Raw genomic sequence first — 14,748 nt, 5'->3', positions numbered from 1 at the left:
AAGAGATCAAAAGCCCGGCTGTCCAGCCGGGCTTTTTGTTTGGGGAATGTTTTCCAAGACGATGACTGAAGCTTTGTGCAAGAGGTCTCTCGACAAACTCGGTGTCGTCCCGGCGAACGCCGGGACCCATACCCCCAAGGAGAAGTTTGACGAAGACTAGTCGTTCGGTACGCCTACCGATCGCAACGATAGATTCCGCGGTAGGGGTCTCGGCGTTCGCCGGGACCACGAGAGGAGAGAGTCTTCGTCAAACGACGCGTGGCGGCCTACTTCACCGGCCGCTTCTCGAGCTTTCTTGCCAGCGTGCGCCGGTGCATGCCGAGCCTTCGTGCCGCCTCCGAGATATTGAAATCCGTCTCGATCAGGGTCTGGTGGATGCGCTCCCATTCCAGCGTCTTGATCGAGGTCGGCCGTGCATCGAGCGCGACCTCGGCGTTGCCTTCGGCCTTGTTGAAGGCGGCTTCGATGTCGTCGGTGTTCGAGGGCTTTGCGAGATAGTGGCAGGCGCCCAGCTTGATCGCCTCCACGGCGGTCGAGATGCTGGCAAAGCCGGTCAGCACCACGATCAGCATGTCAGGGTCGTGCGTGTGCAGCAGCTCGACGCAGGCAAGGCCGGAGGCGCCGCCGAGCTTGAGGTCGACGACGGCGTGGCCGAAGGAGCGTTCCTCCAGCACGTTCCGCACGTCCTCGATCGAGGCGGCGAGCACGACATCATAGCCGCGGCGCTCGAACGAGCGCTTCAGCGTGCGTGCAAAGCCGGCATCGTCCTCGACGACGATGAGCGAACGGTCAGGCGTCAAAATTCCCTCCGATCGCGAGCGTTGCGAGCGGCAGCGTGAGGCGGACGGTGGCGCCGCGCTTCCTGTGGTTCTCGGCGGTCACGGTGCCTCCGAGCTTGCGCACGACGTTCACCACCAGGAACAGCCCGAGCCCGCCGCCGGCGCGGCCCTTGCTCGAGTGATAGGGTTTTCCGAGCTGCGCCAGCATCTCCGGCGCAAAGCCCGGGCCGCGATCGCTGATCGACAGCACGAGGTTGTCGCCCTCGCGCTCGGCGACGAGCTCGACCCATTCCCGCGAGACTTCATAGGCGTTGTCGAGCACGTTGAAGATGACCTGCTTCAGCGCGATGTCGGAGACGATGGCGACGTCCGCTCCGAACGTATTGACGAAGTAGAGCGTCCGCGCCGAGCGCGCGTCGCGCCACTCGTCGACCAGGGCGGTGACGAAGGCCGTCACCGTCGTCGGCGATGAGCCTTCGCCGCGCGCTTCGCCGGCCGAGACCAGGATGCCTGTCACGATCGACTTGCAGCGCTGCAGCGAGGTTTCCATCTCCGCGAGGTCCTCGGCGAGCTCCTGATCGGCGGCAAGATCCGGCATGCGGCGCCAATCGCTGAGGATCACCGAGAGCGAGGCGAGCGGCGTGCCGAGCTCATGGGCCGCGCCGGAGGCGAGCAGGCCCATGCGGACGATGTGATCCTGCTCGGCGGCATGCTGGCGCAGCGCGGCCAGATTCGCGTCGCGCTCGCGCAAATTCCTGTTGATGCGGGTGACGAACACGACCAGTAGCACGGCGTTGAGAACGAAGCCCAGCAGCATGCCGGCGACCGTGAGCGTATAGGTCTCGCTCAGCGGATTCGGCGGCAAGTCCAGCGGGCGGTATGCCAGCGTCAGCCAGACAAAACTCGCGCAGGTCAGCGCGACCAGCGACCAGGTCGAGCGGGCATCGAGCAGCACCGCGCCGAGCGTCACCTGGAGCAGGAACAGCGAGGTGAAGGGATTGGTCGCGCCGCCAGAGAGGTAGAGCTGCGCGGTCAGCGCGGCGACGTCCAGCATCAAGGCGACCAACAGCTCGTTGTTGGTGATCGCGGCGCGATGGCGCACCCAGACCAGGCTGGAGACGTTGAGCAGCACCAGCGCGCCGATCACCGCGCCCATCCGCTCCAGCGGCAGGGGAATGCCGAGCCCAAGATGCACACCGCCGATCGTCACGATCTGGCCGACTACCGCGGTCCAGCGCAGCTGGATCAGCAGCGCCATGTTCTTGCGGTTGGTCTCGTCGTCGGTCGGACTCGTGCCGATCAGCTCGCTGCGCGCGTCCGCCTGCGATTGCAGCGTGACGGCCAGCCCGCCATGCGCAAGTGTGTGGGAAAGCGTCTTCCCGTCGTCAGGTCGGCTCGACGATCGTTCCAGCATCTGATCCCGTCCTGCGGGCGACGGCATCGGAGCCGCCTGCCTTTTCGTGGACGAAGCGTTTGCGGCGGAACAGCCCGCCGCCGAATGTGACGAAGAGTTTACCCGCCAGCATGAAAGCCAGGGCGAACCACGTCAGCGCGTAGATCAGGTGGTTATTGGGAAAGCTGACCACGGTCAATCCGCCGATTGGACCGCTGCCGGATTGTGATCCGGCATCGGCATCGACGAAGAACGGCGCGACATCGTACAGACCGCGGGCCGTCGCAATCGCGGCGACATCCCGCGAATACCAGCGGTTGTGCTGGGGCACGTTGTTCCGGAGAAATCCGCCTTTCGGCTCTGTCATGCGGAGCAAGCCGGTGATCTCCACCTGGCCGTCCGGATTGCCGTCCCGGCGCGTCGATGCGTCGCGCCGCTCGGACGGCACGAAGCCGCGGTTGACCAGGACCTGTGTGCCGTCGTTGCGCTGGAGCGGTGTCAGCACCCAATAGCCCGGGCCTTCCTCGGTGACCGCCTGGACCAGCGTCTCGCGGTCATGCAGGAAGCGGCCGGTGAGGCTGACATGCCTGTATTCGTCATTTGCCCTGGAAACCGCAGGCCATGAATCGGGCGAGGGGATCGGCTGGGCCGGGGCATGGACGCGCTGCTCGACACGGTCGATCAGCGCCAGCTTCCAGGTGCGGCGCTCGATCTGCCAGATGCCGAGTGCGATCAGAAGAACAAAGGCCGTCAGCGAGAGGACCGTGAGCCACAGGGACGGGGACCGCACAGCCTCGCTGCGCGCCCCGCTCGTCTTGCTGGTCACGGTCCTGACTTCGCTCACTTCATTCCGCTCATCTGGTGGATCGGCATCATGTTGCTGTTGAGGTGGCTCATCACCCACAGCGAACCCGACAGCGCGATCACCACCATCACGATGGTGAAGATCAGCGCCATCATGCTCCAGCCGTTCTCGGACGTCGTGTTCATGTGCAGGAAGTAGATCATGTGCACGACGATCTGCACGACCGCGAAGGCCATGATGACAAGCGCGGTGATCTGCTTGCTCGGCAGCACGCCGCTCATCACCAGCCAGAACGGGATCGCGGTCAGCACGACCGAGAGCACGAAGCCGAGCATGTAGCCCGAGAACGTGCTGTGGGCGTGGTCGTCGGCGTGGTGATGGTCGTGCGCGCCGGCTGCGTGGGTATCGGTGCTCATCGCAGAACTCCCAGGAGATAGACGAAGGTGAAGACGCCGATCCAGACCACGTCGAGGAAGTGCCAGAACATCGACAGGCACATCAGGCGGCGGCGGTTGGCTTCGATCAGGCCGAACTTCTGGACCTGCACCATCAGCGTCACCAGCCAGATCAGGCCGCAGGAAACGTGCAGGCCGTGGGTGCCGACCAGGGTGAAGAACGCCGACAGGAAGGCGCTGCGCTGGGGCGTGGCGCCTTCATGGATCATGTGAGCGAACTCGGTGAGCTCGATGCCGATGAAGGCGAGGCCGAACAGGCCGGTGATCGCCAGCCAGATTTGCGTCTGCGCGACCTTGTTCTGCTGCATCGTCAGCATGGCAAAGCCATACGTGATCGACGACAGCAGCAGCATCGAGGTGTTCACCGCGACCAGGTTCAGGTCGAACAGGTCCTTCGGTGCGGGGCCTGCGGCGTAGTTGCCGCCGAGCACGCCGAAGGTGGCGAACAGGATCGCGAAGATGAGACAGTCGCTCATCAGGTAGATCCAGAAGCCGAGCGAGGTGCTCCAGCCTTCCGGATGCGGGTGCTCGTCGGCGAGATAGAAGACCGGCTCGCCGGTCTGGGCGGGATTGACAGCGACAGTCATTTACTTGGCTCCGGCGAGCAGTTTGGTGCGCGCGTCCTCGGTCCGGATGACGTCTTCAGCCGGAATGTCGAAGTCGCGGTGATAGTTGAAGGTGTGGCCGATGCCGACGACGAGCAGCGCGGCGAAGCTCACGGCGGCGAGCCACCAGATGTACCAGATCAGGCCGAATCCCATCGCGGTGGCGAGGCCGGCAAGGATGATGCCGGTGCCGGTGCTGCTGGGCATGTGGATCGGCCTGAACCCGGTGAGCGGACGCTGGTAGCCGCGCTTCTTCATGTCCCACCACGCGTCATTGTCGTGAACGACGGGGGTGAAGGCGAAGTTGTAGTCCGGCGGGGGCGAGGAGGTCGCCCATTCCAGCGTGCGCGCGTCCCAGGGATCGCCGGTGACGTCCTTGAGCTGCTCGCGCCTGAGGAAGCTGACCGCGAACTGCATCAGCATCGAGAGGATGCCGAGCAGGACGAGGAACGCCCCGACCGCGGCGATCACGAACCAGATCTGCAAGGACGGATCGTCGAACACGCGCAGGCGGCGGGTCACGCCCATCAGGCCGAGCACGTAGAGCGGCATGAAGGCGAGGTAGAAGCCGGTGACCCAGAACCAGAACGACATCTTGCCCCAGAATGGATCGAGCTTGAAGCCGAATGCTTTCGGGAACCAGTAGGAGATGCCGGCGAAGGCGCCGAACACCACGCCGCCGATGATCACGTTGTGGAAGTGCGCGATCAGGAACAGGCTGTTGTGCAGCACGAAGTCGGCCGGCGGCACCGCCAGCAGCACGCCGGTCATGCCGCCGATCACGAAGGTCAGCATGAAGGCGATCGTCCACATCATCGGCAGCTCGTAGCGGATACGGCCGCGATACATCGTGAACAGCCAGTTGAACATCTTCGCGCCCGTCGGGATCGAGATGATCATCGTGGTGATGCCGAAGAACGAGTTGACGCTGGCGCCCGAGCCCATCGTGAAGAAGTGATGCAGCCAGACCAGGTACGACAGGATGGTGATGACGACCGTGGCGTAGACCATCGAGGTGTAGCCGAACAGCCGCTTGCCGGAGAAGGTCGAGGTCACCTCCGAGAAGATGCCGAACGCCGGGAGAACCAGGATGTAGACTTCGGGATGACCCCAGATCCAGATCAGGTTCACGTACATCATCGGGCTGCCGCCGAAATCGTTCGTGAAGAAATTGGTGCCGACGTAGCGGTCGAGCGAGAGCAGCGCGAGCACGACGGTCAGGACGGGGAAGGAGGCGACGATCAGGACGTTGGTGCAGAACGAAGTCCAGGTGAAGACCGGCATCTTCATCATGGTCATGCCGGGACACCGCAGCTTGACGATGGTGCAGATCAGGTTGATGCCTGACAACGTCGTGCCGACGCCCGCGACCTGCAGCGCCCAGATGTAATAGTCGACGCCGACATCGGGGCTGTAGCCGATGTTCGACAGCGGCGGATAAGCCAGCCAGCCGGTGCGGGCGAATTCGCCGATGAACAGCGAAGCCATCACCAGCACTGCGCCGCCGACCGTCATCCAGAAGCTGAAATTGTTCAGGAACGGGAACGACACGTCGCGCGCGCCGATCTGGAGCGGCACGACGTAGTTCATTAGGCCGGTCACCAGCGGCATCGCCACGAAGAAGATCATGATCACGCCGTGGGCGGTGAAGACCTGATCGTAGTGATGGGCGTTGAGATAGCCTTCGGAGCCGCCAAAGGCGAGCATCTGCTGGCCGCGCATCATCAGCGCGTCGGCAAAGCCGCGCAGCAGCATCACGATGCCGAGGATCATGTACATGATGCCGATGCGCTTGTGGTCCACGGTGGTGAACCATTCGCGCCAGAGATAACCCCAGAGGCGGAAATAGGTGAGGCCGCCGAGCAGTGCGGCGCCGCCGAGCGCGACCACCGCGAAAGTGCCGACGACGATCGGCTCGTGCAGCGGCAACGATTCGAAGCCGAGCCGGCCGAAGATGAGCTTGAGAAGATCAGGAGACATGCGGGGATCTCTTTAGGAGTCTGACTTCGGACGCAGTCCGAGGAAGAAGGACGAGGACTTGAGCGGCGCGAAGCTCGGCCGCTTCAGGCCGGCGCCGAGCAGCGGCGCGGTGTCGACGGGAGCCGTGATCGACGCCGTGGTCTTGCCCTGCGGCGCATCGGGCGTGCAGGTGCCGGCGACGAAGCTCGGCTCCGGCCCGAGCGGGGTGCCGCGGCGAGCGTATTTGTCGTAAGTGAGCGGCAGGGTGTTGTTCAGGCCCTGATGACCGTTGCCGCCCTTGGCGTCGATCGCCATCATTTCGCTCTGGCACATCTTGCCGGTCTCGACGCACATGTTGAGGATCAGGCGGTAGAGATCGGAGTCGATCGTGCCGTAGCGGCGCACCGGCTCGTTCTGGCTGGGCTTTTCGAGCTGGAGATATTCGGCGCGGCCGAGCGAGCCGCCGGCGGACTTGGCGCTGGCGATCCAGGCGTCAAAGCCCTTGTCGTCGAGTCCCCTAAAGTTGAAGTGCATGCCGGAGAAGCCGGCGCCGCTGTAGTTCGCCGAGAAGCCCTTATACGTGCCGGCGTGGTTCACCACCGCGTGGAGCTTCGTCTCCATGCCCGGCATCGCGTAGATCTGGCCGGCAAGCGCGGGGATGTAGAACGAGTTCATCACCGAGGATGCGGTGATGCGGAAGTTGATCGGACGGTCGACCGGTGCTGCGAGCTCGTTGACGGTGGCGATGCCGTAATCCGGATAAATAAAGAGCCACTTCCAGTCGAGCGCGACGACGTCGACCTCGAGCGGGGCCTTGGACTGGTCCACGGCGCGGTCGGCATGGATGCGGCCGAGCGTGCGATAGGGGTCGAGCAGATGCGTGCCCATCCAGGTCAGTGCGCCCAGGCAGACGATGATCAGCAGCGGCGCCGACCAGATCACCAGCTCGAGCTTGGTCGAGTGGTCCCATTCCGGCTCGTAGCGAGCGGCCGTGTTGGACTGGCGATAGCGCCAGGCGAACAGCACCGTCAGCGCCATCACGGGGACGACGATCAGGAGCATCAGGACGGTGGAGATGATGACGAGGTCGCGCTGCTGGGCAGCGATATCGCCGGCTGGCGCCAGCACGACGTAGTCGCAGCCGCTGAGCGCAGCAGCCAGAGGTAGTAGCGCCAGGATCTTGAGACGAGACACGGGCCGAGCCTTTGAGAATGAGTTTCTTTTGCGGGGCCAACGGGTAGCTGCGGCGCAACAATCCGGACATTGGACAATTTGTCCAATGTTGCAGTGCGGAATGTTGGGTCAGAGAGGGCCAGATTGCCCGGCGCCCGCCGGGCGGTCGGCTTTGGTTTTCAGGACGTTAAGGGCGCACGAATGGCGACGGCACAGACCCCCGCAATGGCAGACCTCCACACGGGCGAGCACGGCCACGACCAGGCCAGTCCCGGCGAGATCGCCATCGGCGTCATCATCGGCCGCACCTCGGAATTCTTCGACTTCTTCGTCTTCGCGATCGCCTCGGTGATCGTGTTCCCGCGCCTGGTGTTCCCGTTCGCGAGCGAGCTGACCGGCACCCTCTATTCCTTCATGATCTTCGCGCTGGCCTTCATGGCCCGGCCGATCGGCACCGTCATTTTCATGACGGTCGACCGTGCCTACGGCAAGACTGCCAAGCTGATCTCGGCGCTGTTCCTGCTCGGCACCGCCACGGTCGCGCTGGCGTTCCTGCCCGGCTATCACGACATCGGCGTTGCCGCGATCTGGCTGCTGGCGCTGGCGCGCATCGCGCAGGGTCTGGCCTGGGGCGGTGCCTGGGACGGCATGGCTTCGCTGCTGGCGCTGAACGCGCCGCCCTCCAAGCGCGGCTGGTACGCGATGGTGCCGCAGCTCGGCGCTCCGCTCGGGCTGATCGTGGCGAGCGCGCTGTTCGCCTATTTCGCCGGCAATCTCTCGGCCGACGATTTCTTCGACTGGGGCTGGCGCTATCCGTTCTTCGTCGCCTTCGCCATCAACGTCGTGGCGCTGTTCGCGCGCCTGCGCATGGTGACGACGGAGGAATATGCCTCGCTGTTCGAGACCCGCGAGTTGCAGCCCGCGCGCATCTCCGACACCGTCGCGAGCGAAGGCCAGAACATCATGCTGGGAGCGTTCGCGCCGCTGGCGAGCTTTGCGCTGTTCCACATGGTTACGGTGTTTCCGCTGTCCTGGGTGTTCCTGTTCACCCGCGAAAGCCCGGTACGCTTCCTGATCATCGAGATCGTCGCCGCCGTGTTCGGCGTTGGCGCGATCGTGATGTCCGGCATCATCGCCGACCGCGTCGGCCGCAAGTCGCTGCTGATGGGATCGGCGATCGCGATCGCGATCTATAGCGGCTTTGCCCCGCAGTTGCTCGATGCCGGCGCGTTCGGCGAGACCATCTATATGGTGATCGGCTTCATCCTGCTCGGCCTGTCGTTCGGCCAGTCCTCGGGCGCGATCGCCTCGAACTTCAAGCAGGCGTACCGATACACGGCGTCCGCGCTGACCTCGGACATGGCCTGGCTGTTCGGTGCCGGCTTCGCGCCGCTGGTCGCATTGCTGCTCGCGACCAATCTCGGCGTCATCGCCTCGGGTGCGTATCTGTTGTCCGGTGCGTTCTGGACCCTGCTGGCGCTCTGGCTCAGCGGCCAGCGCGAGAAGGGCGATATGGATACGGGGCGTTAGGCTCGAGCGGCCGCCACATCACAGCTATCGTAGGGTGGGCAAAGGCGCCCTTGCGCCGTGCCCACCATCTCTCTCGATCGCCAAAGATGCGTGGGCACGCTTGCGCTTTGCCCACCCTACCGGACCTGCGCCAGGCGTTCGAGGGTCGGCGGCGTTGTGCCGATGCTTTCACCACACGATTAGTTTCGTTGGGTGGGCAAAGGCGCATCGCGCCGTGCCCACCATCCGTCTCCGATTGAGAGAAATCGTGGGCACGCTACGCTTTGCCACCCTACGGCAGCGTTGCTTGTACCTCCGGATCCCGGGTTCGCTGCTCAAGCGCGCCCCGGCATGACATGCGCTTAGCGCACGTCAATCCGCCACGATCTTCACGCGATCGCGCACCTTCACCTGCGCGGTGCGATCGAGGCCGTTCAGCACGCGGAAGCGTTCGGCGGGATGGTCGACGCCGGCCATGCGGTGGGAGAGCGATTCCACGGTGTCGCCGGGCTGCACGGTGATGACCTTGATGCGGAGCGGGCGCGCGGCCTGAATCTCGTCGAGCGTCAGGCGGCGGAATGAATTGACGGTCTCGCGCGCGTTGCGCTCGCTCTCGGTCGACTTCTGCCGTGCCGCGAAGATGAAGCGGTAGACGTCGCTGCCGAAGCGCAGCGCGTAGACCTTGAACTGCCACTGGTCGCCTTTGGCGGTGGCGGACGCAGCCGGGAAACCGTTGATGGTGATGTCCTCGGTGGACGCCTTCTCGACGCCCTCCATCCAGCCGGAATTGAGGTAGTCGCCGAGCGACTGCTCGGCCGGCACGCGCACCACGTCGAAACGCATCGCCTGTGCGCCGCCCTCGCGCACGCCGATCACCGCCTGCGCGGTGTTGTCGAGCGTGAAATTGTCCGGCGCCTGGAAGGTGAAGCCCAGCTTCGGATGCAGGAAGCGGCGGCCGCGGACGAAACCTTCGCTGGGGTCTTCGCCGTAGACGAGGTTGTCGATCGCAGCGAGATAGCTCTCGCGGTCGCGCTCGGCGCCTTCAGGCGCCGTGTATTGCCGCGCGATGGTCTGCGCGTTCTGCACGCGCTCCGGGGTCGCCGGATGCGACGAGGTGAAATCCTGCGCGCGCGGATCGAGCGAGCTCTTGCCGGCCTTCAGCTCGGCATTGCGCTCCATCGCGGAGAGGAAGCGCGCCGCACCATAGGGGTCGAAATGCGCCTTGGCGGAAATGCCGACGCCAATGCCGTCGGCCTCGAACTCCTGCTTGCGCGAAAAGCTCGCCATGGTGAGCTTGGTCTTGGCCAGCGCGAGCGCGGTGAGATCGGGGTCGTTGCTCATGTCGGTGACGACGCGGGTGACGATCGCGGCCTGGCGCGCCTGGTCCTCGCGCATCGCGGCATGCTTGGACAGCACGTGCGCCATCTCGTGGCTGAGCACGGAGGACAATTCCGAGGTGTCGCTGGCGAGCGCGAGAAGTCCGCGGGTGACATAGAGCTGGCCGTTCGGCAGCGCGAAGGCGTTCACCGCGCCGGAATTGAGGATGGTGACCTTGTAGCCCTGGTCGGGACGGTCGGACGCTGCGACCAGCCGGTCGACGGTCTTACTGACGAGCGATTCGAGCCTGGGATCGTCATAGGTGCCGCCATAGCTCGCCAGGATGCGCTCGTGCTCCTTCTCGGTGGCGGGGGTCTGCGCGACGGCCGGCTTCGGCTTGGGCATCGCAACGGTCGGCGGGGTCGCGGCAGCCTGGAACCGGCCCATGTCGCCGCAGCCGGCGAGAAGCCCGCCCAGCGCAAGGCAAAGCGCGGCCGGCGCAGCCCGCAGGCGGCGGCAATCGCCCAGTCCGTGCCGTTCTAGCACCCCATTCACTTCGATTAACCCGTGCCCGGCCGTTAAGGCCTTACCCCAGTAGGCTCGTTTGCGCCCAGCAATTCAACCTGTCCCAAGAGACGCACATCGATGCGCGGCCCCGTACTTCCCTCGACCCAGCCTCGGACTCGGATACGCTTACTTTCCAATGACTTAAGGGTGATCCCGGCATTTTCGAACGCCGGTAGCGTGCGCTTTGAAATAGTCACGGCAAAGCCACGTGTCCAGTTCCGTCCGAAGTTGAGGTAGGTCATTGCCCCAGCTTGCCGGACCGACAGGACTTTGCCCTCGACCACCATAAAGCGCCCGATCCCCGCCAAAATATCGTCCGGACTTTCCGCGTTTTTTATGGCCGACGGGTCAGCCCAACTGCCCTTTTTTTGGCGCCGCGCCTCGGCCTCCGACGTCATCAGGGCCGCCGCGCAGTCCTTGTCCGTGATTTCGGCCGACACCAGGGCGTCGCCCTGGGCGAGCAGCATGGCCTGCACCGAGGTGTCGCTCTCGCCGATGAAGACCAGCGCGCCCTGGCGGCCGTAGCGGTCGGGCGTGTCGTCGTTGCCGCGGAGTGTCACGTCGCGGCTCGCGAGCAGCGAGGCCAGCGCCTGCTTCGTCGTCGCCGTCGTCTCGATGCCTGCGAGGCGGATCTCGCGGCCATCGTCGAGACGAACGCTGCGCGCATCGACGATCGCGGCGACGCGGCCTTCGCCTTGCGACTCGAACTGGCACGGCGTCGCGAGCGCGGTGCGACTCGCGAGGAGAAGGAATGCGACGATGAGGTGAAACAGTCGCGTCACGTGACCCGGAGAGGTTGCGTTGTGTTCGAGTTGTAACGCAAACGTGGCGAACCGCGAAGGCTCTCGTAGGGTGGGCAAAGCGAAGCGTGCCCACGTCTTTGCCGATCGCGCAGGCCGTGGGCACGGCGCGAAGAGCGCGCCTTTGCCCACCCTACGGCAGCGAGTGCGGGCTTTGATGTCATCTCACACGCTCGCAATGACGTGGAAACATGTTTCCGCATCTCACCATTCCGCTTTGCGGAAAACATGCCGCCACCGCAAGACTCGCATGGCGCTCTCGCGCTTGCTGCGCTCTTGCGCATGCGGCATGATTGCGGCAACAGCTTTCGCCAAGAGCAATAACCAAGCCGCCATCAGAGTACGGCGCGATAAGGGAGATCGTTTTCCATGAAGACAATTTTGTCGGGCATTTTTGCCGCCGCGTTTGCCCTCAGTGCGAGCGCCGCCGCGCAGGCCCAGGACAAGCCACCTCTCAAGATCGGCGGCATCCTCGACATGTCGAGCCTCTATGCCGACATCACCGGACCCGGCAGCGAGACCGCAGCCAAGATGGCGGTGGAGGATTTCGGCGGCGAGGTGCTGGGGCGCAAGATCCAGGTGCTGGCGGCCGATCATCAAAACAAGGCCGATCTCTCCGCCAACATCGCCCGCGACATGCTCGACAACCAGGGCGTCGAGATGATCTACGACGTCGCGGCCTCCGCGACCGCGCTTGCGGCAGGCGAGATCGCGAAAGCGCGCAACAAGATCATCATCTTCAACGGTCCGGGTTCAATCCGTCTCACCAACGAGGCCTGCGGTCCCTATACCATCCACTACGTGTTCGACACCTACGGCCAGGCCAACGTGACCGGCCTTGCGGCCGTGAAGTCCGGCCTCGACAGCTGGTACTTCCTCACCGCCGATTACGCCTTCGGCCAGGATCTGGAGAAGGACACCAGTGCCGTCGTCACCAAGACCGGCGGCAAGGTGCTCGGCAGCGTGCGCCATCCGCTCAACACGTCGGATTTCTCGTCGTTCCTGCTTCAGGCGCAGGCTTCGAAAGCCAAGGTGATCGGGCTTGCGAACGCCGGCGGCGACACCGTCAACGCCATCAAGCAGGCGGCGGAGTTCGGGATCATGAAGGGCGGTCAGAAAGTCTCGCCGCTGCTCGTCTTCGTCACCGATATCGATTCGATCGGCCTGGAGACCGCGCAGGGGTTGCTGCTGGCGGAAGCCTTCTATTGGGACATGAACGACGAGACGCGCGCCTTCTCCAAGCGCTTTCAGGAGCGCGTGAAGCGGCCGCCGACCTCGGCGCAGGCCGGCGTCTACTCCTCCGTCACGCACTACCTGAAGGCGGTGAAGGCGGCCGGCACGACCGATGCAGCGACTGTCATGAAGGTGATGAAGGAGACGCCGATCAACGACTTCTTCGCCAAGGGTGGCAAGATCCGCGAGGACGGCCGTATGATCCACGACATGTACCTGTTCGAGGTGAAGAAGCCGTCGGAGTCGAAGGGCCGCTGGGACGACTACAAGCTGCTCGCCACCGTGCCCGGCAGCGAAGCGTTCCAGTCGCTGGAGCAGTCACGCTGCCCGCTGGTGAAGAAGTGACGCGAAGCGTCATCCCGGGGCGCGCGTAAGCGCGAACCTGGGATCCATCGGGCCGCAGTGATTGTCGACAAATGGATTCCGGGTTCGCGCTTCGCGCGCCCCGGAACGACGGAGCAAAACAACAAGGGAGACGCCCTATGAGCAACGACATGGTCCTGCAAAAGCTCGAAGGCGGGCTGCTCACCATCACCATGAACCGTCCGGAGCGGAAGAACGCGCTCAACCCCGAGATGGTGGCCGGGCTGGTCGAGGCCGCGCGGCGCGCCGCTGACGATCCAGAGGTGCGCGCGGTGCTGTTCAAGGGGGCCGGCGGATCGTTCTGCGTCGGCGGCGACGTCAAGTCGATGGCCGCGGGCCGCGCGCCGCTGCCGTTCGAGCAGAAACTTGCGAATCTGCGCCGCGGCATGGAGGTCTCGCGCATCCTGCACCAGATGCCGAAGCCCGTGGTGGCGCAGCTCGACGGCGCCGCGGCTGGCGCCGGCCTGTCGATGGCGCTGTCCTGCGACCTGCGCATCGCCTCGGAATCCTGCAAGATCACGACAGCCTTCGCCAAGGTCGGCTTCTCCGGCGATTACGGCGGCACCTATTTTCTCACCCAGCTGCTCGGCAGCGCGCGGGCGCGCGAGCTCTATCTGATGTCGCCGGTGCTCACGGCCAAGGAAGCGCATGCAATCGGCATGGTGACCAAGGTCGTGCCCGACGCCGAGATCGATGCCGCCGCCCACGAGCTGGCACTGTCGCTGGCGCAAGGGCCGTCGATCGCGCTCGGCTTCATCAAGCGCAACATCAACAATGCCGAGCATCTGCCGCTGGAGGACTGCTTCGACGGCGAGGCGATCCATCACACCCGCTGCGGCGACACCGAGGATCACAAGGAGGCCGCAAAGGCCTTCGTCGAGAAGCGCAAGCCGACCTTCAGGGGCGCATGACCATGGCGCCCTATATGCGGTTGCGGCAGATCTGCCTGGTCGCGCCGCAGCTCGCGCCCGTGATCTCCGACATCGCGGAGATCATGGGCCTCGCCGTGTGCTACCGCGACGGCAATGTCGCAAAATACGGCCTGGAGAATGCGCTGCTTCCGGTCGACACGATCATGTTGGAGGTGGTGGCACCCTTCAAGGGCGGTACCACGGCCGGCCGCTTCATCGAGAAGACCGGCGGCCGCGGCGGCTATATGGCGATCTTCTGCTGCAATGATCCTGACGAGCGCGGTCGCAACGCCAATGCGCTTGGCGTGCGCACCGCCAACGTGATCGACCATGCGCCCTATCACGGCGTCCAGCTTCACCCCCGCGACTGCCGTGCTGCCTTCATCGAGTTCAACCACACCGAAGGCAGCGATGATATTTTGGGGCCATATCCGCCGGCCGGACCGGACTGGCAGAAATTCATCCGCAAGGACGTGACGCAGGCGCTGACCGGCGTGGAGATGCAGAGCCCGGATCCGAAGGGGCTGGCGGAGCATTGGGGGAGGATCATCGGCGTTGCGGCTGAAGGTGCCGAGTTGAGGCTCCCCAACGCGACCTTTCGCTTCGTGAAAGGCGCCAGCGAGATCATGAGCGCGCTGGAGTTTCGGGTGGCGGATCGGGCGAGCGTGCTGCATGCCGCGAAGGCGAGGGGGCTTGCGGTGGCGGACAATGAGTTCTTGCTGGGCGGGGTGACGTTCCGCGTCAGTTGATCCCTCGACCGTTATCCGTCACCCTGAGGTGCTCGCCTCTTCGGCGAGCCTCGAAGGGCGACGGCCACGGTGGGGCCGTTCATCCTTCGAGGCTTCCGCTGCGCTCCGGCGCCTCAGGATGACGGTGAGA

Annotated in this window: 13 protein-coding genes; 4 read left to right on the top strand and 9 right to left on the bottom strand. The window is 64.6% G+C overall.

Going from position 1 to position 14,748, the window contains the following annotated elements; all coding sequences use genetic code 11:
• Positions 1-266: 266 nt before the first annotated feature.
• From A3AS_RS0104905 to cyoA, 7 genes are read right to left on the bottom strand one after another with little or no spacing between them, the layout of a single operon-like run.
• A complete protein-coding gene (locus A3AS_RS0104905; RefSeq protein ID WP_018316482.1) occupies positions 267-800 on the bottom strand; it encodes a response regulator transcription factor in 534 nt (177 codons plus the stop codon).
• Entirely contained in the window at positions 790-2,193 is a 1,404-nt protein-coding gene (locus tag A3AS_RS0104900) for an ATP-binding protein (RefSeq protein WP_026201678.1), read from the bottom strand. Before A3AS_RS0104900 ends, A3AS_RS0104905 begins: the two co-directional genes overlap by 11 nt.
• The gene (locus tag A3AS_RS0104895) at positions 2,165-3,016 is read right to left on the bottom strand and encodes an SURF1 family protein (protein ID WP_018316480.1); all 852 of its coding nucleotides are present in this window, start codon (positions 3,014-3,016) and stop codon (positions 2,165-2,167) included. The genes A3AS_RS0104900 and A3AS_RS0104895 overlap by 29 nt, the downstream gene beginning before the upstream one ends.
• A complete protein-coding gene (gene cyoD / locus A3AS_RS0104890) occupies positions 3,013-3,393 on the bottom strand; it encodes a cytochrome o ubiquinol oxidase subunit IV (RefSeq protein ID WP_018316479.1) in 381 nt (126 codons plus the stop codon). The genes A3AS_RS0104895 and cyoD overlap by 4 nt, the downstream gene beginning before the upstream one ends.
• Positions 3,390-4,019 (bottom strand): cytochrome o ubiquinol oxidase subunit III, encoded by a 630-nt coding sequence (gene cyoC, locus A3AS_RS0104885; protein ID WP_018316478.1) that lies wholly within the window; start codon positions 4,017-4,019, stop codon positions 3,390-3,392. The genes cyoD and cyoC overlap by 4 nt, the downstream gene beginning before the upstream one ends.
• Entirely contained in the window at positions 4,020-6,017 is a 1,998-nt protein-coding gene (gene cyoB, locus A3AS_RS0104880) for a cytochrome o ubiquinol oxidase subunit I (protein ID WP_018316477.1), read from the bottom strand.
• Between the two features lie 12 nt (positions 6,018-6,029).
• Positions 6,030-7,190: a ubiquinol oxidase subunit II gene (gene cyoA, locus A3AS_RS0104875; protein WP_018316476.1), complete on the bottom strand. Its 1,161-nt coding sequence runs from the start codon at positions 7,188-7,190 to the stop codon at positions 6,030-6,032.
• Positions 7,191-7,370: 180 nt separating this feature from the next.
• On the opposite strand from cyoA, the gene A3AS_RS0104870 reads away from it, so the two are divergent.
• Positions 7,371-8,699, top strand: coding sequence for an MFS transporter (locus A3AS_RS0104870; protein WP_018316475.1), 1,329 nt, complete (start codon positions 7,371-7,373; stop codon positions 8,697-8,699).
• A gap of 351 nt (positions 8,700-9,050) precedes the next feature.
• On the opposite strand, the gene A3AS_RS0104865 is transcribed toward A3AS_RS0104870, so the two are convergent.
• Positions 9,051-10,442, bottom strand: coding sequence for a M48 family metalloprotease (locus tag A3AS_RS0104865; RefSeq protein ID WP_244550774.1), 1,392 nt, complete (start codon positions 10,440-10,442; stop codon positions 9,051-9,053).
• Positions 10,443-10,573: 131 nt separating this feature from the next.
• Positions 10,574-11,422 carry a thermonuclease family protein gene (locus tag A3AS_RS0104860; protein ID WP_018316473.1) on the bottom strand — a complete coding sequence of 283 codons (849 nt, stop codon included), beginning with the start codon at positions 11,420-11,422 and terminating at the stop codon, positions 10,574-10,576.
• Positions 11,423-11,731: 309 nt separating this feature from the next.
• Between A3AS_RS0104860 and A3AS_RS0104850 the strand changes: the two genes are divergently transcribed.
• The 3 genes from A3AS_RS0104850 (at position 11,732) to A3AS_RS0104840 (ending at position 14,618) form a co-directional block, all read left to right on the top strand.
• Positions 11,732-12,940 (top strand): ABC transporter substrate-binding protein, encoded by a 1,209-nt coding sequence (locus tag A3AS_RS0104850; RefSeq protein ID WP_018316471.1) that lies wholly within the window; start codon positions 11,732-11,734, stop codon positions 12,938-12,940.
• 137 nt (positions 12,941-13,077) lie between these two features.
• Positions 13,078-13,869, top strand: coding sequence for an enoyl-CoA hydratase (locus A3AS_RS0104845; protein WP_018316470.1), 792 nt, complete (start codon positions 13,078-13,080; stop codon positions 13,867-13,869).
• A 2-nt stretch (positions 13,870-13,871) separates the two neighbouring features.
• The gene (locus A3AS_RS0104840; RefSeq protein ID WP_026201677.1) at positions 13,872-14,618 is read left to right on the top strand and encodes a hypothetical protein; all 747 of its coding nucleotides are present in this window, start codon (positions 13,872-13,874) and stop codon (positions 14,616-14,618) included.
• Positions 14,619-14,748: the final 130 nt, after the last annotated feature.

The organism is Bradyrhizobium sp. WSM2793 (assembly GCF_000379585.1).
Lineage (GTDB): Bacteria > Pseudomonadota > Alphaproteobacteria > Rhizobiales > Xanthobacteraceae > Bradyrhizobium.
The sequence above is the reverse complement of the archived record's forward strand: the minus strand, read 5'-3'. Positions and strand labels throughout refer to the sequence as shown.

Coding starts and splice junctions, on each gene's coding strand:
- A3AS_RS0104900 (WP_026201678.1), bottom strand. CDS start 2,193: ATGCTGGAACGATCGTCGAGCCGACCTGACGACGGGAAGACGCTTTCC.
- cyoD (WP_018316479.1), bottom strand. CDS start 3,393: ATGAGCACCGATACCCACGCAGCCGGCGCGCACGACCATCACCACGCC.
- cyoC (WP_018316478.1), bottom strand. CDS start 4,019: ATGACTGTCGCTGTCAATCCCGCCCAGACCGGCGAGCCGGTCTTCTAT.
- cyoB (WP_018316477.1), bottom strand. CDS start 6,017: ATGTCTCCTGATCTTCTCAAGCTCATCTTCGGCCGGCTCGGCTTCGAA.
- A3AS_RS0104870 (WP_018316475.1), top strand. CDS start 7,371: ATGGCGACGGCACAGACCCCCGCAATGGCAGACCTCCACACGGGCGAG.
- A3AS_RS0104865 (WP_244550774.1), bottom strand. CDS start 10,442: ATGGGCCGGTTCCAGGCTGCCGCGACCCCGCCGACCGTTGCGATGCCC.
- A3AS_RS0104850 (WP_018316471.1), top strand. CDS start 11,732: ATGAAGACAATTTTGTCGGGCATTTTTGCCGCCGCGTTTGCCCTCAGT.
- A3AS_RS0104845 (WP_018316470.1), top strand. CDS start 13,078: ATGAGCAACGACATGGTCCTGCAAAAGCTCGAAGGCGGGCTGCTCACC.
- A3AS_RS0104840 (WP_026201677.1), top strand. CDS start 13,872: ATGGCGCCCTATATGCGGTTGCGGCAGATCTGCCTGGTCGCGCCGCAG.